The 25348-nt window shown below is 65.8% G+C and carries 24 protein-coding genes and 1 pseudogene; 7 read left to right on the top strand and 18 right to left on the bottom strand.

Annotated elements, in window-relative coordinates:
- Positions 1 to 3: 3 nt before the first annotated feature.
- The 3 genes from CXR29_RS00600 to lanKC form a co-directional block, all read right to left on the bottom strand.
- Entirely contained in the window at positions 4 to 717 is a 714-nt protein-coding gene (locus CXR29_RS00600) for an ABC transporter ATP-binding protein (RefSeq protein WP_232254192.1), read from the bottom strand.
- Between the two features lie 111 nt (positions 718 to 828).
- Positions 829 to 963: a hypothetical protein gene (locus tag CXR29_RS17810; protein WP_257943974.1), complete on the bottom strand. Its 135-nt coding sequence runs from the start codon at positions 961 to 963 to the stop codon at positions 829 to 831.
- 30 nt (positions 964 to 993) lie between these two features.
- The gene (gene lanKC / locus CXR29_RS00595) at positions 994 to 3489 is read right to left on the bottom strand and encodes a class III lanthionine synthetase LanKC (RefSeq protein ID WP_127363570.1); all 2496 of its coding nucleotides are present in this window, start codon (positions 3487 to 3489) and stop codon (positions 994 to 996) included.
- Between the two features lie 149 nt (positions 3490 to 3638).
- On the opposite strand from lanKC, the gene CXR29_RS00590 reads away from it, so the two are divergent.
- Both CXR29_RS00590 and CXR29_RS00585 read left to right on the top strand, forming a co-directional pair.
- Positions 3639 to 4877: a sensor histidine kinase gene (locus tag CXR29_RS00590; RefSeq protein ID WP_096167735.1), complete on the top strand. Its 1239-nt coding sequence runs from the start codon at positions 3639 to 3641 to the stop codon at positions 4875 to 4877.
- Positions 4874 to 5512: a response regulator transcription factor gene (locus CXR29_RS00585; protein ID WP_232254143.1), complete on the top strand. Its 639-nt coding sequence runs from the start codon at positions 4874 to 4876 to the stop codon at positions 5510 to 5512. Before CXR29_RS00590 ends, CXR29_RS00585 begins: the two co-directional genes overlap by 4 nt.
- A gap of 350 nt (positions 5513 to 5862) precedes the next feature.
- On the opposite strand, the gene CXR29_RS00575 is transcribed toward CXR29_RS00585, so the two are convergent.
- The 3 genes from CXR29_RS00575 to CXR29_RS00565 are packed head-to-tail and all read right to left on the bottom strand — an operon-like array spanning position 5863 to position 8761.
- Positions 5863 to 7227 carry an MFS transporter gene (locus CXR29_RS00575; protein ID WP_096157490.1) on the bottom strand — a complete coding sequence of 455 codons (1365 nt, stop codon included), beginning with the start codon at positions 7225 to 7227 and terminating at the stop codon, positions 5863 to 5865.
- Positions 7224 to 7886, bottom strand: a complete 663-nt coding sequence (locus tag CXR29_RS00570; RefSeq protein ID WP_086589209.1) for a formyltransferase family protein — start codon at positions 7884 to 7886, stop codon at positions 7224 to 7226. The genes CXR29_RS00575 and CXR29_RS00570 overlap by 4 nt, the downstream gene beginning before the upstream one ends.
- Positions 7883 to 8761, bottom strand: coding sequence for a ThiF family adenylyltransferase (locus CXR29_RS00565; protein WP_127363569.1), 879 nt, complete (start codon positions 8759 to 8761; stop codon positions 7883 to 7885). Before CXR29_RS00565 ends, CXR29_RS00570 begins: the two co-directional genes overlap by 4 nt.
- A 28-nt stretch (positions 8762 to 8789) precedes the next feature.
- Here CXR29_RS00565 and CXR29_RS00560 point away from each other — a divergent pair, with 28 nt between their 5' ends.
- Positions 8790 to 9599 (top strand): ArsR/SmtB family transcription factor, encoded by an 810-nt coding sequence (locus CXR29_RS00560; protein ID WP_232254141.1) that lies wholly within the window; start codon positions 8790 to 8792, stop codon positions 9597 to 9599.
- A gap of 210 nt (positions 9600 to 9809) precedes the next feature.
- Here the strand turns inward: CXR29_RS00560 and CXR29_RS00555 are convergent, their stop codons facing one another.
- Complete coding sequence (locus CXR29_RS00555) at positions 9810 to 10091, bottom strand: 3-oxoacyl-[acyl-carrier-protein] synthase III C-terminal domain-containing protein (RefSeq protein ID WP_083476082.1); 282 nt, start codon at positions 10089 to 10091, stop codon at positions 9810 to 9812.
- Between the two features lie 138 nt (positions 10092 to 10229).
- Positions 10230 to 10805, bottom strand: a complete 576-nt coding sequence (locus CXR29_RS00545) for an ABC transporter ATP-binding protein (RefSeq protein ID WP_241241525.1) — start codon at positions 10803 to 10805, stop codon at positions 10230 to 10232.
- A 189-nt stretch (positions 10806 to 10994) separates the two neighbouring features.
- On the opposite strand from CXR29_RS00545, the gene CXR29_RS00540 reads away from it, so the two are divergent.
- Together CXR29_RS00540 and CXR29_RS00535 are read left to right on the top strand one after the other, a co-directional pair.
- Positions 10995 to 11918 (top strand): IclR family transcriptional regulator, encoded by a 924-nt coding sequence (locus tag CXR29_RS00540; protein ID WP_127363568.1) that lies wholly within the window; start codon positions 10995 to 10997, stop codon positions 11916 to 11918.
- 49 nt (positions 11919 to 11967) lie between these two features.
- On the top strand, positions 11968 to 12939 hold the full coding sequence (locus CXR29_RS00535; RefSeq protein ID WP_127363567.1) for an Ldh family oxidoreductase: 972 nt from the start codon (positions 11968 to 11970) through the stop codon (positions 12937 to 12939).
- A 231-nt stretch (positions 12940 to 13170) separates the two neighbouring features.
- Here CXR29_RS00535 and CXR29_RS17880 read toward each other — a convergent pair.
- Both CXR29_RS17880 and CXR29_RS00525 read right to left on the bottom strand, forming a co-directional pair.
- A pseudogene (locus tag CXR29_RS17880) lies at positions 13171 to 13734 on the bottom strand (GntR family transcriptional regulator); the annotation flags it as partial.
- Positions 13735 to 13792: 58 nt separating this feature from the next.
- Positions 13793 to 14404, bottom strand: a complete 612-nt coding sequence (locus CXR29_RS00525) for a universal stress protein (RefSeq protein WP_164742735.1) — start codon at positions 14402 to 14404, stop codon at positions 13793 to 13795.
- A 162-nt stretch (positions 14405 to 14566) separates the two neighbouring features.
- Between CXR29_RS00525 and CXR29_RS00520 the strand changes: the two genes are divergently transcribed.
- On the top strand, positions 14567 to 14767 hold the full coding sequence (locus CXR29_RS00520) for an aldehyde dehydrogenase family protein (protein ID WP_277601938.1): 201 nt from the start codon (positions 14567 to 14569) through the stop codon (positions 14765 to 14767).
- A gap of 99 nt (positions 14768 to 14866) precedes the next feature.
- On the opposite strand, the gene purU is transcribed toward CXR29_RS00520, so the two are convergent.
- From purU to glyA, 7 genes are all read right to left on the bottom strand, one after another.
- On the bottom strand, positions 14867 to 15721 hold the full coding sequence (purU, locus tag CXR29_RS00515; protein WP_127363565.1) for a formyltetrahydrofolate deformylase: 855 nt from the start codon (positions 15719 to 15721) through the stop codon (positions 14867 to 14869).
- A gap of 82 nt (positions 15722 to 15803) precedes the next feature.
- Complete coding sequence (locus tag CXR29_RS00510; RefSeq protein WP_101555029.1) at positions 15804 to 17264, bottom strand: L-serine ammonia-lyase; 1461 nt, start codon at positions 17262 to 17264, stop codon at positions 15804 to 15806.
- Positions 17264 to 17962, bottom strand: coding sequence for a sarcosine oxidase subunit gamma (locus CXR29_RS00505; RefSeq protein WP_101555030.1), 699 nt, complete (start codon positions 17960 to 17962; stop codon positions 17264 to 17266). The genes CXR29_RS00510 and CXR29_RS00505 overlap by 1 nt, the downstream gene beginning before the upstream one ends.
- Positions 17955 to 20879, bottom strand: a complete 2925-nt coding sequence (locus tag CXR29_RS00500; RefSeq protein ID WP_127363564.1) for a 2Fe-2S iron-sulfur cluster-binding protein — start codon at positions 20877 to 20879, stop codon at positions 17955 to 17957. Before CXR29_RS00500 ends, CXR29_RS00505 begins: the two co-directional genes overlap by 8 nt.
- Complete coding sequence (locus CXR29_RS00495) at positions 20876 to 21166, bottom strand: sarcosine oxidase subunit delta (RefSeq protein ID WP_101555032.1); 291 nt, start codon at positions 21164 to 21166, stop codon at positions 20876 to 20878. Before CXR29_RS00495 ends, CXR29_RS00500 begins: the two co-directional genes overlap by 4 nt.
- 22 nt (positions 21167 to 21188) lie before the next feature.
- Positions 21189 to 22406, bottom strand: a complete 1218-nt coding sequence (locus tag CXR29_RS00490) for a sarcosine oxidase subunit beta family protein (RefSeq protein WP_127363563.1) — start codon at positions 22404 to 22406, stop codon at positions 21189 to 21191.
- On the bottom strand, positions 22406 to 23800 hold the full coding sequence (gene glyA / locus CXR29_RS00485; RefSeq protein ID WP_127363562.1) for a serine hydroxymethyltransferase: 1395 nt from the start codon (positions 23798 to 23800) through the stop codon (positions 22406 to 22408). The genes CXR29_RS00490 and glyA overlap by 1 nt, the downstream gene beginning before the upstream one ends.
- 136 nt (positions 23801 to 23936) lie before the next feature.
- Between glyA and CXR29_RS00480 the strand changes: the two genes are divergently transcribed.
- The gene (locus CXR29_RS00480) at positions 23937 to 24599 is read left to right on the top strand and encodes a GntR family transcriptional regulator (protein WP_101555035.1); all 663 of its coding nucleotides are present in this window, start codon (positions 23937 to 23939) and stop codon (positions 24597 to 24599) included.
- 17 nt (positions 24600 to 24616) lie between these two features.
- On the opposite strand, the gene CXR29_RS00475 is transcribed toward CXR29_RS00480, so the two are convergent.
- Entirely contained in the window at positions 24617 to 25309 is a 693-nt protein-coding gene (locus CXR29_RS00475; RefSeq protein ID WP_025777255.1) for an IclR family transcriptional regulator, read from the bottom strand.
- Between the last annotated feature and the right edge of the window lie 39 nt (positions 25310 to 25348).

The raw sequence follows: 25348 nt of genomic DNA, 5'->3' as shown, positions 1-25348 counted from the left end.
CGCTCAGGCCCCGAGACCAGACATGATGCCCAACAGCTCCTGGCTGGTGGTGCGGCCGACGGTGTCAACGGTGCGGCCATCGTGCATCACGATGACGGTATCGGCGAAGGCTGCGGCCTCCAGATCGTGGGTGACCATGACGATCATCTGCCCCTCGTCTGCCATCTGCCTCAGTGTGTGCAGGACGATACCGGTGCTCTGGGAATCCAGCGCTCCTGTCGGTTCGTCGGCGAAGACGATGCCCGGGCGTCGCGCCAGAGCCCGACACAACGCGGTCCGTTGTTGTTCGCCGCCGGAGAGTGTCCGCGCTGGTGCACGGCGTCGATGGCCGAGACCGAACGACTCGACGAGGTGGCTGATCGTGTCGTGGGGCACCTTCGCCCGATCAAGCTGGAATGGAAGCGTGATGTTCTCCTCGACGGTGAGGAAGGGAACGAGATTGTACTGCTGGAAGACGAATCCGATCTCGGTTCGGAGCATGCTCGCGCGCCTGCTCGCCGATTGACGGTAGATATCCTGACCGTTAATGGTGACTGTCCCCGACGTTGGTTCATCGAGACCGCTGAGGCACATCAGCAATGACGACTTACCAGAGCCGGAGTGTCCCACCACTGCCGTCAGGCCGCCACCGTGCAGCTCGAGGTCGCATCCGCGCAGGATGTCGGTCGTCGTCGGCCCCGATTTCACGACCCGTCGGAGGTCTGTGGCGCTGAGCATCGTGGTCAAGGCAGCTTCTTCCGTCAAGAGAGGTGGACATGGTCATGGGTGGTGGCCACGGTTCCGATTGCGTGCGCGCTCAGGACCGCGGCCACCGGTTGTGAGGGGGCCTCAGCAGTTGCCCCACGTGATCGAGCTGGGCCAGCCCGGGCACGGCGGGTTCACACTGAAGCTGCTCACGCGCGCGGCATCGTGCGCGTCGACCTCGCCTTCAATGGTCTGGAACTCAAGGATGCGGTTCATCATTCACCTCCTTTCACCGCGGATGTCACCCGTTCAGATTCCGAACGGGAGGCTTGGGCTGTCGTCGAGGATCTCGTTCAGGGCGGCGAGTACGCCGCTGGCCCCGGTGAGATAGTCCGACGACAGGCGAAGATTCTGGTTTCCTCGGAAGAACACCCCGGTGTCATCTGTGACGGCGTGGAGGCGCAAGGACTGAAGGTGTGAGGCGATGACCTCGTCGAGTACGGGGCTCGGTCGATGACGCACTCGCCGGTTGAGGTAAATCAGGAAGCCGGCGAGTCCGTGGGCAAGTGATGCTTGGGCGCACTGGTGGTAGGTGGCTGCCGCGTCGATTCCCGCCAAGGGGTCGGCGAACACTTGTGTGTCCGTGACGCGCTGTAGTTCGAGGATCGCCAGTCCGACCCCGAGGGAGCCGACGCCGAGATACGGCAGGGTTCGCCAGCCCTCGTCGAATTCCAAGGTGGCGTTCTTCGTTGTCGTGCATCGAGCGAGATCCGCCTCGATCGCGCGTGTGGCAAGGGAGACATATCGGCCTTCCCCTGTCTGCTCATGGAGCCTGGCGAAGAGGATCGCGGCCGCGCACCAGCCGTTGAGCAGGCCCACGGTTTCTCCCTGGACGCCGTCGTCGAGGAGCCTCTCCAGGTGGTGTGCCGCCATGAGCGGATCATCACCTGATGCGAGGTTGTACAAGCCCACGCCGGCCCAGCCTGACCAGAGAGTCGGATCGGTCGGCTCCGATCCGGATGCGGGCTCCAGGGCGGTCAGTGTTTGACCGAGATCAGCATCGCGCGCGGCATGCGCCAGGCCTTCCCGGCCGCGCAGACCTCGTGAGTGAATGTCGCCAGTACGGGCGGCCAGCCATGCATCTGCGGTATGACGGTCGATCCCGGCCGGTGAGCGGCGTAGTTGGTCGATGATTCCTGCGGCACCGTAGGGGTATCCTGCTTGATGCTCCGCCCCGTCGGAGGCGAACAGGGCGATGTCTCCGGGTGCGAGCGGACCCTCGTCGCCCCAGTCCATCAGGCTCCGAAGACCGCGTGTGATCTCCTCGCGTAGCCTGGCATCCGTGAGGGCTTCGATTCCGCGGACTCGGTCATCGAGCTCACCCCTCCGCGTCGCAGGCAACACATCGACCGTGGCCCTGCGGATCGAAGCGCGTACAGACTCGGGTACAGCAAGCGAGTGGGCGCCGCTGTTGAGCAGCTGCTCGATCTTCCAGGCATTGCCCTGATCGGCAATCGTGGCCTGGGGATAGATCAAGTCCAGTTCCAGCATTCCCATCGACCACCGATCGGCAGCCGTGCCGGTCAGTCCGAAGAAGGGTTCATAGCCCGGAGCGCCCTGCTGGCAGCGCCAGTCGGGGTCCATGCGGTGTGCGAACTCGAAATCGATGAAACAGGGGGTGGTCCCGTCTCGCATGATGACGTTCTTGGGGTGAATATCGCCAAGGAGCCATCCCGCATCGTGTACAGCGGTCAGAGCCTCGTCCAGGCGTTTAACAGTAGAGGCGAGCCAGGCCACGTAGGCGTCGTCCTGGAGATCCCAGGGAGCAGGTCGCAGCACCGGGGTGCGTGTCATCCATTCTCGTTTGAGGTCCTGACCCTGGATGTGCTCCATGACGAGGAATCGGTGTTCCCATGCGGTGAACGACCCGTAGTAGGCCGGAACGCAGTCGAGACCTTCCAGCCCTTGCAGCACGTCGGCTTCATGGCTGAGCCGGGCCACTGCGTCGGTCCCGTCGACGTCCAACCCCGCATGGGGGCGTGCTTCCTTCAAGACGACGTTCGTGCCTGCTGGAACATACTCATCGGTTGTGGCCTCAGCGAGGTACACGCCGCCGCCGTTGGAGAAATGGAGCGCAGAGCGCATCGTGAAAGGGAAATGGACGTCTTCGTCGCCGGCGGCAGCGTCCACCTTCTCCGGCAGTGTCGCCCATTCCGGAGGCGTGTACGTGGGCCGACGTGGATCTTCGACTTCGTTGCCTTCAGGGTCGATCAACGTTGAGACGAAGGGTGCGTCATCGGATGGCGGGACGAAGGCACCGTATCGGAAGTAGACAGGCCCTGATCTCCATCGCTTGTCTGAGAGGATATACGGTCCTTCACCTCCAGCGAGGAGACCGTTAAGTTCGTCGAGAGCGAATGCGAACTCCTCGTCGGAGCTGGGATAGACAGTGATGAACTTCCCCGCGGCAGAGCGGTCCGCATACTTGCTGTTTTGGTTCAGCAGGTCGCGGGCGGAGGCCAGATGCTTGAACGCCAAACCGGCACGGAAACAAAACCGCGCCGTGGTCGAGATCACGGTCTCCGCGTTCTCGGACGTCGCCGAGACGTGAATCTTCCACCCCTGCCGAGGGAATGACCATTCATCCGGGATCCAGTTGATCCACGGGTACGTGGTCTTCGAACTCCACCCGGCACCCGCATGGGTAGAAACATCGAAGACGTCACCGGTCTCATCAACAACCGCAGGAGCATAGAACGGATTTCCTGGCTGACAGTACCGCAAGTACTGAAGATCGAGTGGCATCGTTGCTCCCCTCTGCGTCTGGACTCCTGCGGTTGATATGCCTTTCACGCTATGCCCGCACGCGGGGCCAGCGCGTCCACCCACGGTCACGACATAAACATGACCACGGTCATGGGTGCTCAGCAGTCAGCGAAGCTAGGCTTGACCGTATGGGTTCGTTCCACGTGAGTGTCGAGCGCACGCTGGTGGTCCTCCAAGCAGTCGCGCTCTGTTGCCTGCTCACCGCGGCAGTTCTGCGTGCCGTCGACGCGGTGCAAACAGGAGATGGCCTCCCCGTCGCCATCACATGGCTGGCTCTCGTGCCGATCATCACCGCCCTTTGGGCCCTGCGCCCGCGCGTGGTCCGCGCCGGCCACGGTGTCGAATGGACGATGCTTGCCGTTCTCCTGGCAACCCCGGTCGCCGTTTTCGGCACCCTGGACTTCACCATCCCGGTCCTGCTTCTGGTAGTCGCGTTCGCCGTCGTTGACGTCTCTCTCAGGGCGGGGGTCCATGCAACTATCTGGATCTCGTGCGTAGGTTTCGCCCTGCATGTATTCGGCAGTCTGACGTCGTGGAACGCGTTTCTCGCCGGTGCGACACAAGGATTGATCAATGTCGTCCCCGTCGCCGTGCTCTTGTGTTTTGGGATCGCCCTCGGTCTCTCGCTGCGCAGTTTCGAGAAACGTCGGCACGATGATCAGAAGGTGATCGTTCGCCTGCGCCATGCCACGGAGATGGAAAAAGAACTCCTGCTTTCCGACGAGCGAGCCCGGAGCGCGCGAGAACTCCACGACGGGCTCGGTCACCGCCTCACGCTTGTCTCGATGAGCCTCGAACTGGCTGAAAGGATGCGTGGGATCGATGTTGACCAGGCGTGGGAGGAGATCCGCACCGCCAAGGACACCACCAGTGACGCTCTCGCCGAGATGCGGATGTGGGTACGAGCCCTGAATCCAGTCCGAGACGCCGGAGCCCGCGGCCTTGCCGCACTTGAGCTCATCGCCGAATCGTTCCGAGGCACCGGTCTGACTGTGGACGTGTCTGGTGATGAAGCGTCAGACCGTGAACTCGCCAGTGATGACGAGGTCGCGCTGCTGATCTACCGCGCAGTTCAAGAAGGTTTGACCAACGCCTTGCGTCATAGCCGAGCCCGGACAGTGCGTATCTTCCTCGCAGTAAAGGAGCGCCGAATGGAGTTGGCCGTCATCAACGACTTCGGATGGGCCACGGCCGCCGAACCGCCGGAGTCAGTACCCGACTTCGGGTTCGGGTTGCGAGGAATTTCCGATCGCGCCGCAGAGCATGGCGGGTCCATGCACGCCCGCAGAATTGACGGCGAGTTCCACCTCGACGTCGTTGTGCCGCTCAGCGGCTCTGGCGCCCCCGGCCGAGAGGAGACGACGTGACCAGTCCAGACTCGATACGAGTGCTGTTGGTTGAAGATCAGCAGCTGATACGTCGAGGCCTGACCATGCTCCTCTCCACGGCCGGTGGGATCGAGATCGTGGCCCAGGCATCGGATGGGGAAACGGCACTCGCGGCCCTAGCCGATGAAGAAGTCGATGTGGTTCTCACAGACGCGCGCATGCCTGGTATGGACGGCGTGGAACTCACATCCCAATGCGCCACCCGATACCCTGGTCTGCCGGTCCTGGTCCTGACGACCTTCGATGATGATGCACTCGTGCAGTCGGCACTGGCTGCCGGTGCCTCGGGCTTCCTACTCAAAGACACATCTGTCGAGGGACTCACAGCTGCATTGCATGCGGTAATTGACGGTGGGATGGTGATCGATCCGCGCGTCGCGAAGGCAGCGATGCGAACTAAAGACTCCCGAGATGAGCCTCTGGCGATACTCACTCGCGGTGAACGCATAGTGGCCGAACTCGTCGCCCGTGGGCTGACGAACCCCGAGATCGCCGAAACTCTTGTTCTCGCCGAAGGAACCGTCAAGAACCATGTTTCGGCCCTCCTGCGGAAACTCGATGCGAGAGACCGCACAGCCTTGGCCCTCACGTTGTACAAAGCCCTAGGCGACTGACCTCAGGGCTACAAGCCTTGCAGCGCGCCTCGGCTGCCTATGCATGAGAACGAAACTCCTGGAGCGTCCAGGAAAGACGCGCTCCGGAGCGTTCCTCGCCGAGACAGACCCGTACAGTGTCATTAGTTCGCCGGTGGTTTGCCCCAGTCAGGGCGCTTGGTTAGGTGCCACGACCCGCACGAGGGGCATTCGTAGATCCGCAGCGGCCCTGCCCGTCGCGACCGTTTCAGTGCTACATGCACGGCGTCATCATAGTGCTCGTATTCGCGTTTACCAGTTTCGGAGCACAGTACGCGTTCGACTGGCGGCTTCTTCGACCTCCTCCGATGGTGCTTCATCACACAATGATTCTAAACTTCAGGTGTAACTGGCTCCTGTAGGTGACTGATGATGGTGGCAGCAACTACGAGCGCTGCGGCACCGAAGACTCCACCGGCGACCGCGACGGCTGTGTGGAAGCCTGTGAGGAACGCTCCACTTGCGACCATTGCGCCGAGGACTGCGACGCCGACGACGCTGCCGGTCTGGCGGGCGGCATTGATGACTCCTCCTGCGATGCCGACATGTTCCGGCGGGGCCGAGGCCACTGCGGCCGAGGTCGCGGCCGGCATCGCGAAGGCCATCCCGAATCCAGCCGTGAAGGTCAACACCGCGACCACCACGTAAGGGGTTTCTGCGGTGAGCAGCACGAGGCTGCTGAAGCCGATCGTGCCGACTACCAGGCCGGTGAGCATGGTGGGGAACGCGCCCCACCGGGCGACGGCACGGCCGCCCAGCGGTGACGCGACCACGGCGCTGCACGCCTGTGGTGCCAGCGCGAGGCCTGCCAGCCACGGCTCGTATCCCAGGTACTGCTGGAAGAAGAGGGAGAGCACGAAGAGTTGTCCGAAGAAGCTGATGTTGAGCGCGAGCCCTACCATTGCGGCCACGGAGAACCGGGCACGAGTGAACAAGGCCATCGGCAGCATCGGGTCCGGGTGTCGTCGCTCTGCGATGATGAACAGGGCGAGGAAGACGCCCCCGGCGATCAGCACGGCTACCTGCCAGGGTGACCATCCGTGTTCGCCTGCGGTGATGACTGCATAGGTTACTGCCACCAGCGTGAGCACGGAGAGCACCTGTCCGGGTAGGTCCACCCGTCTCGCGCGACTGCCCGTGAGCGCGGGAATTGCCCACAAGGTGAGCAGACAGCCGATAGCGACGATGGGGAGGTTGACCCAGAACACCGCCCGCCACCCGATCGTCGACACCAGCGCTCCGCCCAGGACCGGTCCGATCGCGGCGGCAACACCTCCTGCGCCGCCCCACAGCCCGATGGCGCGTGCTCGTTCCTTCGGATCGTCGTACACAGCCGACAGCAATGCCAGAGAGCCCGGCACGATCGCTGCCGCGCCCACGCCCTGGACGGCGCGACCAGCGACGAGGAACCCGCCTGTGGGAGCGAGGGCGCACACGGCCGAGAGCACAGCAAAGACCACCAGGCCAGCGAGGTAGACCCTGCGGGCCCCGAGACGGTCGCATGCGGCCCCAGCTGTGAGAAGGAACGCGGCGAACACGAGGGTGTAAGCGTCGACGACCCACTGCAGTGAGCCCACCGTCGTGTCGAGGTCAGTGCCGATCTCGGCGAGGGCGACATTGACGATGGTCGTATCGAGCATGACGATGAAGAAACCGAGGAGGGTCGCGACCAGCGCCGTGCGCCGATGCGCGGTCATACGCGAGACTCCAGCGAAGCCTCGGCGGGCGGGTGGCCGAAGTAGGTGCGCTTGCTCAGGTCTTGATCCCAGGTCCGGTAGGACCGGTCCAGCAGTGTCGGCAGCACCAGATCGAACAGGCGCCAGGACGCGGCGAAGTGCATGTCCCGGATCTCCCTGGCCGTCTCTCCCCCGGTGAGCGCGAGGAGTTGCTGGGCGACGAGGGGGCCCTCGTCGAGCCCAGCTGTCGTTCGCACTGCGGAGACTCCGCCCTGGGTCTCGTGGTTCTCGGCCATCCAATAGAACGGTGCCAGCCCCGCATAGCGGGGCAACGGGCTGGGGTGGAAGTTGAGGGCGTCGTAGCTCGGAACCGCGAGGAGTCGCTGCCCGAGCCGCAGCTGGTAGTTGGCGACGATGAAGTAGTCCGGCGCCAGGCCCCCAATGGCGGTAATGAATTCGTCGGTGTTGATGTGCGCCGGCCGCAGCGTATGCACATCCAGCTCGGCGGCGTCCTTCGCGAGGTCGAGGGGCTCGGGCTCATCGAGGTAGTAGTCACAGAGTGCGCCGGGTTCACGCAGCACCACAGCCGCCAGGATGACATCATCGTGCCTGGCAAGTCGGGTGAGGAAGTAAGAGCCAAAGACGGAATTGGTCTCGGTGAAGAGCACCATGCGTGTCATTTCGCCCACCACGCCTTCTCAACGGTCTTCGCTTCCCAGGTCAGGGTGTCGAAGAGCGCGTACCCGGGCTGCACGGGCAGAGGCGTACGGCCGGGCAAGTCCATGATCTCTTGGGCGAGGCGTTCAACGAGGACGCCTTCGGCCAGGGGCGGGCAGGCTCCGAAGATCGGCATCGTCTGCTTCTCCACGAACCACTCATCCAGCGTGCCTGGCGAGGGGAAGTCCTGATGCTCGGGCATGATGCGTTCCATCAGCCGGTGGATCACGTCCGGGGTGAACTCGGCATCCTCGGGGAGATCGTAGACCTCCTCGATGGGCATCGAGTCCTTCGTGTAGGTGAACACGACCGTCGAGTGCGCGACGGTCGGGATCTTGAACATGAACCTGCACCGGTCCGAGGCGCGGAAGGCGCGATGGAGGGCGTAGCGGTTGCTGATCTGGTAGAACTCCATCTGGTCCATCACATAGTCGCAGCCGTCCATGAACTCTTCAGCCGTGTCCGGGGTGATGCCCTCGGGGAAGACATCGATGTTGGCATCCCCGGTCAGTGCGAAGACCTGCTCCGCGACGACTTCGGCCTTGTTGCGGCCGATCGTGTCTCGCCCGGCGCCGTACTGGCGTTGCACGTTAGTCAGGTCGAAGTGGTCGGGATCGGCCAGTTTCAGGTTGAGTGCGCCCATGCGCACCAGGCGGGCGGCTGCGGCACCGCCGATGCCCCCGGTGCCGACGATGCCGATCACGGCATCGCGCAACCGTGCTTGGCGTTCACGCTGTTCCTCGGTGGTGTCGCCGAGCCAACCCAGGTTGCGGTCAACGCGTTCCCAGTAGAAGTCCTCATCGTAGTGCCCGCGTAGCCGTTGGCGGTCCCCGTTCATCGCGATCGCTCCTTCGTCTCCTGATGCAATGAATCTGGTGAGTTCAGACTGCGCCTGCGATTGTTCGGTCGTCACCGAACAGTTCCGGGTGCACACTGGAGGCATGGTTGCGCGCGTGTTTCCTGAAGCGGTCCCGGATATCTCGACAGTCGCGTCGGCTCTGGCTGACTCGTCGCGGGCGGCCATGTGTGCTGCGCTCATGGACGGGCGGGCCTGGACGGTTGGTGAACTGGGCAGGTACGCGGGCCTGGCCCGGTCGACGGCGAGCGAGCATGTTGACGTGCTCGTCACCCACGGTCTCGTCCACGACATTCGGCAGGGCCGGCACCGCTACATTCGCCTGGCCGGGGAAGACATCGCACGAGTGGTCGAGAGCCTTGGCGTGGTCGCCCGCTCGCCCCTGCCCACTCCTCACAGCCTCAGCGCGTCACGGGCGAATGCGAACCTACGTGAAGGCCGCACCTGTTATCAGCACCTCGCCGGTAAGCTCGGGGTGCGCCTGGCTGAACAACTGGAAGAGCACGAGTTCATCGACTCGCACTGTCAGGTCACTAATCAAGGTCATCGCTTGTTCATACAGTGGGGTGTGCCCCCGAAGATGCTCGACACGGGCAGGTCGTGCATGGACTCCACCGAACGCCGCTTCCACCTCGCCGGCCCTCTCGGCACGGGAATCTGCAAGACTCTGCTGGATAAGGAATGGCTTTCCCGCAGGGGTCGTACCCGGGCCGTGCGTCTCACTCCCGCCGGGCGGGCAGCGCTCAACGACGCGGGGATCTCCCTCAATTGCCCGACAGCCGTCCCTGAGGGCTTCAGTCGTTCTTTGGCACCGGCGTGACCTTTCGGACGATCGAAAGCCGGTCGGAACAGGATGAGAGTTCCTGGCAAGGGTTGAACGGATCAAATTCGCGCGATCCTGGACGATCCGCCTGGGGATAACGAAGCATTTGGTCAAGAATATGAGGCAGCCAATCGCTTCAGGGAGACTGCCTCACATCCGTCATTGCGTAATCCTGAATTTCAAGTCAGTAGATGCGCGTGCCGTTCATCACTGTATGAGGGTGAGGCCGACGGACATGCCACCACCGAATGCCGCTAAAAGCACGTAGTCGCCAGGGATCGCTTGGCCGGGCGTGGCGAGTTCGCTGAGAGTGATCGCGATGGAGGCGGAGCCGGGGTTGCCGAGCCGTTCGACAACCAAGTGCTGGGTCGCGTTGGGCAGGTCGAGGGTGTCGAGGAGTTCGGCGAGCATGACGCTATTGGCCTGGTGCGGCACGAAGTGCGCCGCCTCTGACGGGGCGACGCCGGCGTCAACGAGGAAGGAATGGATGGTGCAGCACCGCGTGTGGCATCGGTACCGTCGACACGCTCACCCGTGCCTTCCGCAGAGCCTTGAACGTCGCCCCGAACGAGTACCGAAACAGGTTCCGTATCGACTAGGAACGCCGGGACGTCCTTGTCCGGATCTCTACGCTGCCAAGGCATATCCGGTAGACTGGGAGAGCAAGCAACGGGTATCTCCCTTGAGCATCTTCGGCTCGTCGAAGAGCAGCAGCTGCGGGTCGGCGATGAGCGCACGTGCCACGAGCGCACGGCCCCGCTCCCCCTGCGACAGCACCTTCCACCCGGCATCGGCACGAGAGCCCAGCCCCACCTCGGCGATCTGGGCATCGGCCTTTGCAGTATCCGCATTTGCGGGTTCCCACCGCATGGGGCGCTCGACGGTGCCGGTCAGCCCGGTGAGGACGACCTCGCGGACGGTGAGGTTCGAGCGCAGCGGGTGGCGCGGGTTGACGTGTCCGATGAGGCGGCGCAGGGCTGCGAGATCGACCCGACCCATGCGTGATCCGAGGATGTCGACGGTGCCCGAGCTCGGGAACACCTGCGCCGAGGCGAAGCTCAGCAGGGTCGACTTCCCTGCTCCGTTCGGCCCGATGAGCACCCAGTGTTCGCCGGCACCGATACGCAGATCGATGCCGTGGAGAATGTGCGTCTGCCCCCGGCGGAACGTCACATCGGCGATATCGAGCACAGTCTCCGCCACGTCTCACTCACCCCTCAAGATCGACGGCCCCACCGGCCGGTTGGACCCATTCGATTCTAGGACCCACCTCGCCGAGGCGGCTCCCACCCTGAGATTCCGACGTTTCGCATGGTGGATCAGGAGTTCGCCCCACTGCCGCGGTCTCATCAGTGCGGTCTCGTCAGTGCAGCGTCGGGCCATAATGGAGACATGCACAACGGCGCCGATTCGAATGAGGACCTCCGCGAGGAATATCGCATCAAGATGCGCGGTCGGCTGCTGCGCCGGTCGGCGTCGTTCAACGTCGCCCACGCCGTCGACAGCCTCGAACCCGGCACCGGCGCGCAGAGCATCCAACGCGCGCTCACGCTGCTCAACCTCGTCGGGCTCATCGCCGGGGAGCGCCGTGAAGGCGCGAGCCTGTCCGAGCTCGCCTCGATCAGCGGTCGACCGAAGGCCAGCGTCCACCGCATGCTCCAGGCGCTCATCGCCATGGGCTACGTCGAACGCCTCGAAGAGGGCGGGTATCGCCTCGGCGTGCAGTCGCAGATCCTCGGTCAGCTGGCCCAGAAGTCGGTCGATCCCCTGGTCACGGAGTCAGAGTCGAGTCTGCTGCGCCTGGCCGAACTCAGCCAGGACACCGTGTTCCTCACTCTGCGCACGGGCAGCTATTCGATCTGCGCCCGCCGCGAGGAGGGCTTCGGTGAGATCTTCAACAACGCCCTGTCCGTAGGCGACCGACATCCCCTGGGCATCGGCGCCGGATCGCTGGCGATCCTCTCCGAGCTCTCCCCCGCCGAGGTGGACGCCCAGTTCGAGGCCAACGCCGAGATCCTCGCCGAGAGATATCCGAAGGTCTCCGTCCCGCACCTGCGCGACATCATCGATCAGGCCCGCATCGACGGCTTCGTCCACAATCCGGGGCTCTTCGCCAAGGGGTCGTGGGCGGTGGCAGTGCCGCTGCGCATCCGCGGTTCCCGCCCACGTGCGGCCCTGTCGATCGCCTCGATCGCCGACCGCGTCACCGGCTCCCGAGTCGAACGCCTCGTCGCTCTGCTGCGCCGGGAGTCGAAGGCCATCGCCGAGGCGCTGAGCTCCCAGACCGACCCCGCCCCGGACTCCGGCGACCTCTGACCGACACCGCGCCTCGGTGCCGTGCGTGATCTCCGGTAGCGTGAAGGCCATGCCGGAGACTCCTCACGCCACGACCGTGTCCCTGCCGATCACCGAACTGCGGAACCTGTGCATCGCTGCGATCACGGCGGCCGGCGGCTCACCCGCACTGGCGGAGGCGACCGTGGCCGCCGAGAGACGGGGCAAGACTGCCGTCGGCACGGCACACCTCGTCGATTATCTCGACGGCCTCGAGGCCGGCCGCATCAACGGGCAGGCGCAGCCGCGAGTGACGAACCGCCTGCCCGCCGCGCACCATGTCGATGCCGACCGCGGCACTGCGCAGCTCGCCTTCGACGCCGCTTTCGACGACTTCGTCTCGTCTGCCGCAGACCTCGGCATCTCCGTGCTCAACATCGCCAACGCCTTCACCGCCGGCGAACTCGGCTATTACACGACCCGACTCGCGGAGCGGGGTCTGCTGGCGTTTGCCGGCGCCAACTCGCCGGCGCTGATGTCGCTGTTCGGCTCACCGGGTTCGGCAACCGGAACGAACCCCTTCTCATTCGCCGTCCCGCACCCCGATGGCCCGCGCATGTTCGACCAGGCGACCAGTGCGACAGCCTGGGTCAACGTCCGCGACGCTGCCGATCGAGGAGAAACGATCCCCGAGGGGTGGGCACAGGACCCGAGCGGGGCGGCCACGGTCGAGGCCGAAGCCGCGCTCGCCGGTTCCCTGCTGCCGTTCGGCGGGGTCAAGGGCAGCAATGTGGCTCTCATGATCGAACTCCTCGCCATCCACGGCGGGGGCCGCTTCTCCGTCGACGCGCCCGCCTTCGACTCGGGGCAGGAGAACCCGGGCACGGGACTGTTCATCATCGCGATCGCGGCAGACGCGTTCGATCCCGACTATTCGCAGCGGGTCACCGACCACCTCGACCGCCTGCACGCCAGCTTCGGCGTCGACTTCGGTCGCAAACGCAGCCTCGAGGTCATCGAACTGCCCCGCGACCTCCATTCAGCACTCCTCAGCCGCAGCTGAGCTTCGCCGACCGCTCGAGTTACCGTCGAGCGCACACCACATAACTCGCTACAGCGACGGCAACGTGAGCGGTCGGCGCACCTTCCCAGAACTCGGATGGCCGGATTGGGCTCAGCGACCGGCCCTTCAGGCGCCCAATCCGGCACGGATGCGGCGGACGGCGTCGTCGAAGGACTCTTCGGTCACCTCGGCGGCCGCCCCCGGATCGCCGGCGTCGACGGCATCCATGAGTCGGCGCTGGTGCTTGAGCAGCGGCGCCTTGGCGTCGGCCGCGATCTCCCGCCTGGCACCGACGAGTTTGTACGCCCGACAGCGCAGCCACAGGGTCCGGATCGTCTCGACGAGGATGGGATTGCCCGAGGCGGAATAGATCGTCGCGAGCAGCTCTTAGTCGTGGTCGAGATACTCCGAGGCATCACCGGAGTCGAGAGCCGCCTCTATCGCCGCGAACTCCTCGTCGAGGCGTGCCCGTCCCGCCGCATCGAGCTTCTGCGCGCCCTGGTCCGTCGCTTCGACCTCGAGGATGCGGCGCACCGAATAGATCTGCAGCAGCTCCTCGGCGGTGAATTCCTTGACCACGGCCCCACGGTGCGGACTGGTCTCGGCGAGCCCGACCTCCTCGACTCGGGCCAGCGACTCCCACACGGGCATGACGCTCGTGCCCAGGGATGCCGCGAGCTGGCGGATCCGCAGTCGATCTCCGCTGCGATATTCGCCGGAGAGGATGCTCGCCTGCAGCGCTTCGAACACTTGGTCGCCGATGCGCGGGCCGACCTCGGTCTGGGTCTCGCTCATAGTTGACAGTCTATCCACGCCGAGGCGGCCCTGACCGAGCGTCGGTCGATCACTTTACTCACGGTGTCACGAGCACGGGCACCGGGGAATGCTGGATGATCCGGGCCGCATTCGTACCCAGGAAGACCCGGGAGCGGCGCCCCTCCGACGAGGACCCGATGACGAGCAGTTCGCCGGGCTCCCATTCGATCGCCGCCAGAGCCGCCTTCCAGTCCTTGCCGATTCCGACCGCCTCGGCGATGGGCTCTCCTGCCGCAGCCTCCCCGTGGTCGGCCCCGTCGAGGCTGTCGATCGCTTCGGCCTGCGCGGCCTTCAGCTCGGCGACCAGCGCCCGGCGTGCGGATTCCTCGTCGAGGGACTCCGGCGGAACGGTACGGCCGCTGACGCCGAAGGCCGCGATGCGCAGACGCGCGCAGGTGGCGTGAGCGAACCCGGCGGTCGCCGCGAGCACCGCCGGCACCGGGGAGGAATGCAGCAGCCGGTCGGAGGTTGCGCTCACGCGGATCCGCCCACGGGTTCCCTCGGTGCCGGTTCCGAGAACGATCATCGTGGCCCGGTGGGCGGCCGCCTCGGCGAGGAGGCCCTTCGCCTGGGAACGTTTCTCCACGGCCACCGCCACGGTGGTCAGATCGGGACAGATCTGCGCCGCCGCAGCCTCGGCCTCGCGCACCGCCTGCCGAGAGCGCTTCTTCGCCCACGCAGCGAACTGCAGGTCTCTGCCGATGGTGTCCGGCCCGTCATCGGCGGTGGGCCGATCGAGGGCCCGGGCAACTTCGTCGCCCCGACCATGCTCGCCGATGTGAAGGTCGGCTCGGAAGCCTCATAGGAGGAGATCTTCGGACCCGTCGTGACGATCGAGACCTTCGAGTCCGAGGACGAGGCGAACACGCGGGCCAACGAAGTCCCCTACGGCCTGGCCGCCGAAGTGCCGTGGGGAGGCTTCAAGGGCTCGGGCTACGGGCGTGACCTGTCGATCTACGCTCTGAACGACTTCTCCCGAACCAAGCACGTGCAGATCAATCACGCCCGCTGACAGTTCCCCAAAAACGCCGACCGCTCGGGTTGCCGTCGACCGCTCACCACACAGCGCGGTACAGCGACGGCAACTTGAGCGGTCGGCGAGGAAGAAGGCTCAGCGCAGGACGATGGTCCTCTTGCCCGAGAGGAACACGCGGCCGTCGCAGTGCCACTTCACGGCGTTGGACAGTGCCTTGCACTCGGCATCGCGGCCGGCGGCGACGAGGTCTTCGGGAGTGAAGGCATGGTCGACCTCGACGAGCTGCTGGGCGATGATCGGGCCCTCGTCGAGTTCGGAGTTGACGAAGTGCGCGGTCGCCCCGACGGTCTTGACCCCGCGCTCCCATGCCTGATGGTAGGGCTTGGCACCCTTGAACGACGGCAGGAACGAGTGGTGGATGTTGATGGCGCGTCCGGTGAGTTCGCGCGCGAGGTCGTCGGAGAGGATCTGCATATAGCGGGCGAGCACCACGAGGTCGACCTCGAAGCGGTCGACGAGTTCGAGCAGCTTCGCCTCGGCCTCGGGCTTCGTCTCCTTCGTCACCGGGATCCGGAAGAAGGGGATGTGGTGCCATTCGACGAGCTCCCGATGGTCGGGGTGGTTCGACACGACCGCGGCGATCTCGATCGGCAGCTCGCCGACCCGGGCCCGGAAGAGCAGGTCGTTGAGGCAGTGCTCGAACTTCGAGACCATGATGAACACCCGTCGCTTCTGACCCTGCGGCCACAGCTGCCAGGTCGCACCGAACTCCTCGCCGAGGGCCTCGAAGTCGCTGCGCAGCGCTTCGATCCCGTTGCCGGGCTCGTCGGAGACGCTGAAGTCGATGCGCAGGAACAGCTGCTGGGTCGACTGGTCATCGAACTGTTTGAGTTCCTTGATATCGCCGCCGTGGGTGAGCAGAGCGCCGGTCACCGAGTGGAGGATGCCGGGGCGCTCAGCGCATTCGAGGGTGAAGATGTAGTCCTGCATGTCTGAATCTTCCTGTTCAGTAGTGCCGAGTCCGGGGTGGTGCAATATCTGCAGGCGGCGCGAAAACTGGGAATCGTGCCGATCAGCATTCGATGACATTGACGGCGAGTCCGCCGCGCGATGTCTCCTTGTACTTCGATTTCATATCGGCTCCAGTCTGCCGCATGGTCTCGATCGCCTGGTCGAGACTCACCCGATGGGAGCCGTCACCGTGCATGGCCAGCCGAGCCGCATTGATCGCCTTCACCGAGGCGATGGCGTTGCGTTCGATGCACGGCACCTGCACAAGGCCGCCGACCGGATCGCAGGTCAGCCCGAGGTTGTGCTCGAGTCCGATCTCGGCGGCGTTCTCCACCTGCTCCGGTGTTCCGCCGAGCACGGCGCACAGTCCTGCGGCAGCCATCGCGCAGGCCGATCCGACCTCCCCCTGGCAGCCCACCTCGGCGCCGGAGATCGAAGCATTGCGCTTGAACAGGATTCCGATGGCCCCGGCAGTGAGCAGGAATCGCACGACGGCATCGTCCGACACGCTCGCATCGCCCACGCCGTCGCTCCCGCCGATGACGAACCGGTCCATATAGTGCAGCACCGCGGGAATGATGCCCGCGGCCCCGTTCGTCGGTGCGGTGACGATGCGTCCGCCCGAGGCGTTCTCCTCGTTGACGGCCAGCGCGTAGAGGTTGACCCATTCGAGGGCGTCGAGGGAGCCCGATGCCCGATAGTCCGCGGCTTCGAGCTTTGCCTTCAGTTCCGGGGCGCGGCGGCTCACCTTGAGTCCGCCGGGCAGCGTCGTCTCGGCGCGGGTGCAGCCGTTGTGCACGCATTCGCGCATCACCGCCCAGATCTCGAGCAGTCGGGCCCGCAGGGTCTCATCAGTCTGGCGGGCTCGTTCGTTGACCGCCATGAGATCGGCGATGGACAGTCCGTGCGCCCGGCACTGTGCAAGCAGCTCATCGGCGGTGGAGAATTCGATGACGTCACCGTCCCGCGCTGATCCCCGCGCACTGTCCTCGCCGGATCCGGGACCGCTCGCGGCCGCGTCGATCGCCTCGGCGGCGTCCTTCTCCGCGGCGAGCTCCTCGGCGGTGACGACGAAGCCCCCGCCCACCGAGTAGTACTCGCGCTCGATGAGCTCACCGGCCGCCTCGGCGCTGATGCGCATCCCATTGGGATGGCCGGGCAGGGATTCACGCAGGTGCAGCGTGAGGTCCGATCGAACATCGAAGGGCACATCCCTTCGCCCGCCGAGGTTGAGCGTCCCTTCCTCGCGGACCCTGGCGACCAGCGGGCCCACGGAATCCGGGTCGAGCGTCTCCGGTTCCTTCCCGCTCAGTCCGGCCAGCACGGCGGAGTCCGAGCCGTGCCCGATTCCCGTCGCCCCCAGCGACCCGAAGAGACCGACCCGGATCGCGTCGACGCGATCGAGCAGACCCTCTGCGGCGAGTTCGTCGACGAAGCGCACCGCCGCACGCATCGGTCCCACCGTGTGCGAGGAGGAGGGCCCGATGCCGATCGAGAACAGATCGAGGACCCCGAGTGCCATCAGCCGGCGCCCCCTTCAGAACCCGCCGACGAGCCGTCCGCACCGGCCGCCGCCGCATCCTCATCGAGGAATTCGGCCATTCCGTCGAGCAGCCAGCGGACCGTGAAGTCTGCGAAGCTCGCTCGCGGGTAGACACGGTATTCGAGCACCGAGGAGTGATGGAGGATGACCGGCACCGGGCCGAGCGAGGTCACGATCGCCGTGCCGACGCCGAAGGCCCGCGGGTGGAGGTCGGCGCGGCAGCTCTTCTCGAGCACCTCGCGAGCCTTGGACCCGCTCAGCTGCAGGATGGTGCGGTTGGCCGAGAGGTCGAGGGCCTGCCCGGGCAGTCCTGCGAGTCCCGCCTCGGCGACGAGGGTCTCTCCCGGCTGCTGCTGGCGGGAGACGTCGACGGCGAGGAACTCGTCGGGGCTCAGCCACAGGACGTGCAGACCTGCCTGGTCCCCGGTGACCTCGCCGACGCGGCGCGGCAGGGGCAGACCGAAGGTGTCCTCGAGGGACTTCCACGATGCGGAGTCCGGTTCGGCGCGCAGCCCGAGCTGCACGGAGAACGGCAGTTCGCGCAGGGCCACTGCCTTGCCGCCGGCCTGGCTGGCCGCGGCCATCTCACGGCTGAGGTGGGCGGCCGGGGAGACACGCAGATCGTCGAGACCCGCGGTCGACTTCGCAGGTGAAGTGGTGTAGGTGGTGTCAGCCATCGCGGCGGTTTCCTTCCGGATCGTAGAAGACGGGCGAGGTGATCTCGACATCGATCAAGGTGTCTCCCAGCGGGGACTGAACGATCTCACCTTCACGGTTGCGGCCGTTCTCGACGAGCGCGAGACCGAACGGACGGTCGAGGCTCGGCGAGATATAGGACGAGGTGACGTGGCCGATCATCGGCACCGGTCCGTTCTCCGGTGTGACGGGAGTGCCCGCAGCGATGAGCTGGGCGCCCTCGGCCAGGCGGGTCGTGCCGTCGACGGGCAGCACTCCGACGAGGTGCTTGCGGTCCTCACGGGCCGTGTCGACCCGGGAGTAGGAGCGTTTGCCGATGAAGTCCTTGACCTTCGACACGATCCACTCCATGCCCGCGTCGGCAGGCGTCACGGTGCCGTCGGTGTCCTGACCGACGATGATGAAGCCCTTCTCGGCACGCAGCACGTGCATGACCTCGGTGCCGTACGGGGTGATGTCGAACTCGGCCCCCGCCTCGGCGACGGCCTCCCAGACGGTCAGCCCGTAGAACGTGTCGACGTTGATCTCGAAGGCGAGCTCACCGGAGAACGAGATCCGGCAGATACGGGCGGGAATGCCGCTCGCCAGCGTCGTCTCACGGAAGCCCATGAACTCGAAGGCGTCGTTGGAGACGTCGAGGTTCGGGGCGACCTTCGCGATGACGTCGCGCGACCGGGGGCCGGCCACGGCGACGGTCGACCACTGTTCGGTCACCGAGGTGAAGACGACGTCGAGGTCCGGCCATTCGGTCTGATGCCATTCCTCGAGCCATTCGAGGACGGTCGCCGCTCCGCCGGTGGTCGTCGTCATGTAGTAGCGGTCCTCGGCCACGCGCAGGGTCACCCCGTCGTCGAAGATCATGCCGTCGGGCTTGCACATCAGCCCGTAGCGCCCCTTGCCCACCTTGAGCTTCTTGAAGCCGTTCGTGTAGATCCGGCCGAGGAACTCTCCGGCATCGGCCCCGCGGATCTCGATCTTGCCGAGCGTCGAGGCATCCTGGAAGCCGACGGATTCGCGCACGGCCTTGCCCTCGCGCAGCACCGCCGCCTCCATGTCCTCACCCGGCTTCGGGTAGTACCAGGGCCGCTTCCACTGACCGACGTCTTCGAACTCGGCGCCGTGGGCGACGTGCCAGGGGTGGATCGAGGTGACGCGGGCGGGATCGAAGAGTTCGCCCTTGCGCCGTCCGGCCAGTGCCGCGAAGGGCACCGGGGCGAAGGGGGCGCGGAAGGTCGTGTGCCCGACCTGACCGAGGTCGTCGGCCTCCCCCAGCACCGAGGCGATCGCGCCGATCGCGTTGACTGCGGAGGTCTTGCCCTGATCGTTCGCCGTCGAGATCGAGGTGTAGCGCTTGATGTGCTCGACCGAACGCATGCCCGCACCCATCGCCCGCTGCACATCGGCGACGGTCTGGTCACGCTGGAAGTCGATGAAATGCGTGGTCAGGTTCGGATCGTCCTGCGCCGAGGTGACCAGCCACAGCGGACGGGCCGGGGCATAGGCCATCGCCGAGGCTCCGGGCACGGCGAGCGCGGCCGGGAAGCCGGTGCGGTTCGCCGCTTGGTTCCCCGCCTCGGCGCCCTGCCGCAGTGCCGCCTCGAGGGAATAGTCCCCGGTCACTGCTCCGACCGTGAACTGGTCACGGACGGGCGTCGTCGGCACGAAGGCCGCGATGTCGACGTTCCAGTGGATTGCGCCCTTGCGCTGACCGTGCAGGTGGATGACCGGCGAATGTCCGCCGGAGACCGCGAGCAGGTCGACGGCGATGCTCTCACCGTTCTCGGCTGCGACGGCGTCGGCGTCGAGCTCGGCGACGGTGAGGGAGCTGATGCGTCCGGAGGGCCCATCACCGGCGGTGCCGGTGACGGCGGAACCGAGGATGAGCCGGGTGCCCGTCGCGGCGGTGACGGATTCTGCGATCGCCGAGGCGGTCGGACGGGAATCGATGACCGCGGGGACGGTGATGCCTGCCGCGTGGAGGTCGGTGACGAGGTCATAGGCGGAGTCGTTCGTCGTCGCCACGGCCACGTTCTGCCCTGCGGCGACCCCGTAGCGGCCAAGGTAGGTGCGCACGGCCGAGGCCAGCATGATGCCGGGGCGGTCGTTGTCGGCGAAGACGATCGGACGGTCGTGAGAGCCGGTGGCGAGCACGACCTGACCGGCGCGAATGTGCCAGACCTTCTGCCGCACTCCGTGGCCGCCGGCGGCGGCAACCGCGTCGGTGCGGTCTTCGAGGGCGACGAAGTAGTTCGAGTCGTAGCTGCCGAAGACCGTGGTGTTCGGGACATAGGTGAGTTCTTCGTGCTCGGCGAATCCGGCGACGGTGGACTCGACCCACTCCAGGGCGTCGACGTCGTCGATGGTCTCGGCCGTGGCCGGTCCCGCCGCCAGCAGCGAGCCGCCGGGCAGCGACTGGTCGTCGAGGAGCAGGGTACGGGCACCGGACTTGCCGGCCTCACGTGCGGCGGCGAGTCCGGCGGGGCCAGCGCCGACGATGAGGACGTCGGTGTGCACATGCTTGTGCTCGTAGGTCAGTTCGTCCTGGCCGGGGTCGAGGATGCCGAGCCCGGCGAGGTAGTCGGCCTCGAGCCCTTCGGCGATGGCGACGCGGGTGGCGGGCAGCATCGACTCGGAGACGTCTCCGGAGAACCGGGAGTGCACGCGCACGAGCGCATTGGACTCCTCGACGCCGGCGCCGAGGATGCCGCGGGCGCGTCCGAGGTAGGTCGAATTGCCGCAGTCGATGCGGCCGGAGGCGATCAGCGCGCTGGCGATCGTGTCACCGGCGAAGCCCGAGTAGGCCTGTCCGTCGACGGTGAAGTCGATCGGGCGGGTGGTGTCGATGCCGGTGGCAGAGGGCAGACGAGACGCGGAGTGCAGACGGGTGGTGTTCGTCATCGAACCTCTCCTTGTGTGTCGGGACGGGGCGAGCCGATCGGGTAGATCGCGGTGAAGTCGTAGGTGGCCGTGTCGCGGACGGCATTGAACCACTTCCGGCAGCCGGCGCTGTGGCTCCACATCTCGGCGAAGGCACCGCGGCTGTTCTCACGGTAGAAGAGGTACTCGGCCCATTCCCTGTCGGTCAGGGCGTACGGGTCGTCGGGGTAGGCAACGTGGGCCTGTCCGCCGTAGTGGAATTCGGTTTCGTCGCGTGGCCCGCAGTTCGGGCAGTGGATGAGCAGCATGTCGGTGTCTCTTTCCTTCCGCTCAGTGGGCCACGGCTGCGGCGCCGTGTTCGTCGATGAGGTGACCGGTTTCGAAGCGGTCGAGGGCGAATGGGGCGTTGAGCGGGTGGGGTTCGTCGTTCGCGATGGTGTGGGCGTAGGTGAAGCCCGCCGCCGGTGTTCCCTTGAAGCCGCCGGTGCCCCAGCCGCAGTTGGCGTAGAGTCCGTCGACCTCGGTCTTCGACACGATCGGTGAGGCGTCGAGGGTGACGTCGACGTTGCCGCCCCAGGTGCGCAGCACATGGGCGCGGGCGAAGATCGGGAAGAGCTCGACCGCGGCGGCCAGCTGTTCCTCGATGACGTGGAAGCCGCCTCGTTGGCCGTATCCGTTGTAGGAGTCGACGCCGGCGCCCATGACGAGTTCGCCCTTGTGCGCCTGGGAGACGTAGACGTGGACGTGGTTGGACATGACCACGGTCGGGTGCACGGGTTCGAAGAGTTCGGAGACCAGCGCCTGCAGCGGGTGGGTCTGGATCGGCAGGCGGATCCCGGCCATGTCGGCGAGCACCGAGGAGTCCCCGGCCACGGCCAACGCGACCTTCTCGGTGGCGATCGGTCCGCGGTTCGTCTGCACGCCGACGACCTGATCGCCGATGCGTTCGATGCCGGTGACCTCGCAGTTCTGGATGATGTCGACACCCATTTCGTCGGCCTTGCGGGCGAAGGCCCAGGCGACGTGATCGTGCTTGGCGATGCCGGCACGCGGCTGATAGGTGCCGCCCATCACGGGGTAGCGGAGGTCGTCGCCGATGTTGATGATCGGGCAGACTTCCTTGACTTGGCTTGCATCGAGCCATTCGGCGTCGACGCCGTTGAGCGTGTTCGCATTCACCCGTCGCTGGGATTCGCGGACATCCTGGAGGGTGTGGGCGAGGTTGAGCACACCGCGCTGGGAGAAGAGGAAGTCGTAGTCGAGCTCTTCGGGCAGCTGCTCCCAGAGCTTGAGGGACGTCTCGTAGATCGCGGCGGATTCGTCCCATAGGTAGTTCGAGCGGATGATCGTCGTGTTGCGGGCCATGTTGCCCCCGGCGAGCCAGCCGCGTTCGAGAATGGCGATGTTCGTCATTCCGTGGTTCTTCGCCAGGTAGTAGGCGGTGGCCAGGCCGTGTCCGCCGCCGCCGACGATGACGGCTTCATAGGACTTCTTCGGCTCCGGGTTGCGCCACAGGAAGTCGGGGTGTTCGGCAAGCTGGTCAGCCATCAGCGTGCTCCGATCTCGGTGAGGGTGGGGTACAGGGGGTGGTCGTTCGCCAGTCGGGTGACGCGTTCGCTCAGTTCGGCGATGATCTCCGGGCTTGCGCCGTTGTCGTCGGTGCCGGCCTTGAGCGCTTGCGCGATGATGTCGGCCGCCTCGGCGAATGCTTCGCTGCCGAAGCCGCGACTGGCCAGTGCCGGGGTGCCGATCCGCAGTCCGGAGGTGACCATCGGCGGTCGCGGGTCGTCGGGAACGGCATTGCGGTTGACGGTGATGCCGATCTGGGCGAGCAGGTCTTCGGCCTGGGCTCCGTCGAGGGTCGAGTTGCGCAGATCGACGAGGACGAGATGGACATCGGTGCCGCCGGTGAGGACGGAGATCCCGCGCTCGGCGACATCGCTTTCGGTCAGGCGTCGGGCGAGTTCAGAAGCCCCGGCCAGGGTCCGCTTCTGCTTGTCGACGAAGGTGTCGGTGGCGGCCAGGCCGAAGGCCACGGCCTTGCCGGCGATCACGTGTTCGAGGGGTCCGCCCTGCTGACCGGGGAAGACGGCGGAGTTGATCTTCTTTGCGATGTCCGCGTCATCGGTGAGGATGATGCCGCCTCGGGGGCCGCCGAGTGTCTTGTGCGTCGTCGAGGACACGACGTGGGCGTGCGGGACCGGTGAGGGGTGGAGGCCCGCGGCGACGATTCCGGCGAAGTGGGCCATGTCGACCATGAGGTAGGCACCGACGGAGTCGGCGATGCGGCGGAACTCGGCGAAGTCGAGCTGCCGGGTGTAGGCCGACCAACCGGCGACGATGAGCTTCGGCTGGTGTTCCTGAGCGAGGCGTTCGACTTCGGCCATGTCGACGCGTCCGGTGTCGTCGAGGCCGTAGGGGACGATCGAGTAGAGGCGGCCGGAGAAGTTGATCTTCATTCCGTGGGTGAGGTGGCCGCCGTGGGCGAGGTTGAGGCCGAGGACGGTGTCGCCGGGACGGATGAGGGCGTGCATGACCGAGGCGTTGGCCTGAGCACCGGAGTGCGGCTGGACGTTGGCGTATGCGGCGCCGAAGAGGGCCTTGACGCGGTCGATGGCGATGCGTTCGATCTCATCGACGTGTTCGCAGCCACCGTAGTAGCGGCGGCCCGGGTAGCCCTCGGCGTACTTGTTCGTGAGCACCGATCCTTGAGCCTCCATGACTGCCGCGGCGGTGTGGTTCTCCGAGGCGATCATCTCCAGTCCCTCGCGCTGCCGGGCCAGTTCGGCATCGATGAATCCGGCGATTGAGGGATCGAGTTCGGCGATCGGAGTGCTCAGTTCGACGGGTTCACGGCTGGGGAAGGTCTCAGCGGAAGCGCCCGCCGAGGCATCGAGAGTGGCGGTGTCATCGACGGCAGGGGCCGCGAGCTGCTCTGTCATGGATCTCCTTCGATCGGTGCCGATCAGCCGACCTCGTCTGATCAGCAACTAATATATCAGATGCGTTCCTGTAGTGTAGGCAGAGAGATCCAGCCGACGCAATACGTTGCCCGCAAAGAGTTCGAGGAGTCTTCTCATGAGCACATCCGCCGATGCGACGTCACCGACGACGTCCTTGGCGAATCACGCCTATGAGATCCTGCGGCACCGGCTCATCATGCTCGACATCGCCCCCGGCGATCCGATCAACGAGGCGGCCCTGAGTTCCGAGCTCGACGTCGGGCGAACCCCCATCCGAGAGGCCCTCAAACGCCTCGAGCGCGATCACCTCGTCGTGTCGTATCCGCGGCGCGGAACCTTCGCCACGAATGTCGACCTCACCGATCTGTCGACGATCTCGGAGATGCGCGAGGCTCTCGAGCCGATCGCCGCCAGGCGCGCGGCGCGCAACCTCACCCCGGAACGGCGCATGGACTTCACGGCCGCCATCGCCGACCTCAGGGCGCTCGAGGCGACCGACGAGCAGCGCACTCTCATGGAGCGCGACCTCGACGTCCATCGCCTCATCTACAGCTCCGTGGACAACCCGCACCTGTCGGAGACCCTCATCCGCCTCGACGATCTGGCCACCCGCATCTGGTGTCTGGTCATCCCGGGGATCCCGGATCTCGTCACCCACATCCGCGAGCACATCGATCTGCTCGAGGCGATCCTCGACGGCGATGAGGAGGCCGTCGCCGCCCGCGCCGCCGAGCACGTCCGCGAGTTCGACAAGACCGTCCGCTCCACCTTGCGCTGAGCGCCGGCAGTCACATCTCAGTGACCGCCGAGCCGCTGCGACACCCGTTTGGCAGCTTGGACGCAATGTTCGCCGAGTTCGGCGACTCGGTCGGCATCGGTGCGGAATTTCGGTGCGGCGATGAGGATCGCTGCGGTGACCTCTCCGCGATGATCGCGCACCGGCGCGGCGATGCCGACCTCGTGCGGTGAGGTCTCTGCATCGTTGAGGGCATAGGCGAAACCGTCGGCGTGTCCTGTTCCGGCCGCGGCGTTGAGGAACACCTTCACCGAGGCGCTGCCCTCCGTTCGGTACCTCGACCCCAGACTGGAGGTGTGCTTGACCGGCTGGGGACTCGGTATCTGCTCGACCGTGATCGCCTCCGCCCCGTCCCAGACCATCAGCGCACTCGTCTCCGTGGTCGTGCGCGTGAGCGTCTGCAGGATCGGGTAGGCGGCACGTCGGACGTCGAGGTCGGCCAGCAGCGGCCCGGCGATCGCAATGATCCCGAGGCCGAGGCGATACCGTTTGGACGGCACCTGCTCGACGATACCCTCCTGCTCGAGTGAGGCGAGGATGCGTGACACCGAACTCTTGTGCAACCCCACACGCGGTGCGATTTCAGTGACTCCGAGTTCCTGTCGATCGGGTGAGAAGCATCGGAGGATGGCCACGGTGTTCTCGATGACCGAGGCGCCGCGTCGTGACTGGTCGGAAGAGTGTGGGGACATGTGGTGATTATATTCGCAGGCGATCGCGCCGGCCGGTGC

This window comes from Brevibacterium linens (assembly GCF_003999335.1).
GTDB lineage: Bacteria > Actinomycetota > Actinomycetes > Actinomycetales > Brevibacteriaceae > Brevibacterium > Brevibacterium linens.
Note: the sequence above shows the minus strand (reverse complement) of the source record. Positions and strands in the feature narration are given on the sequence as shown.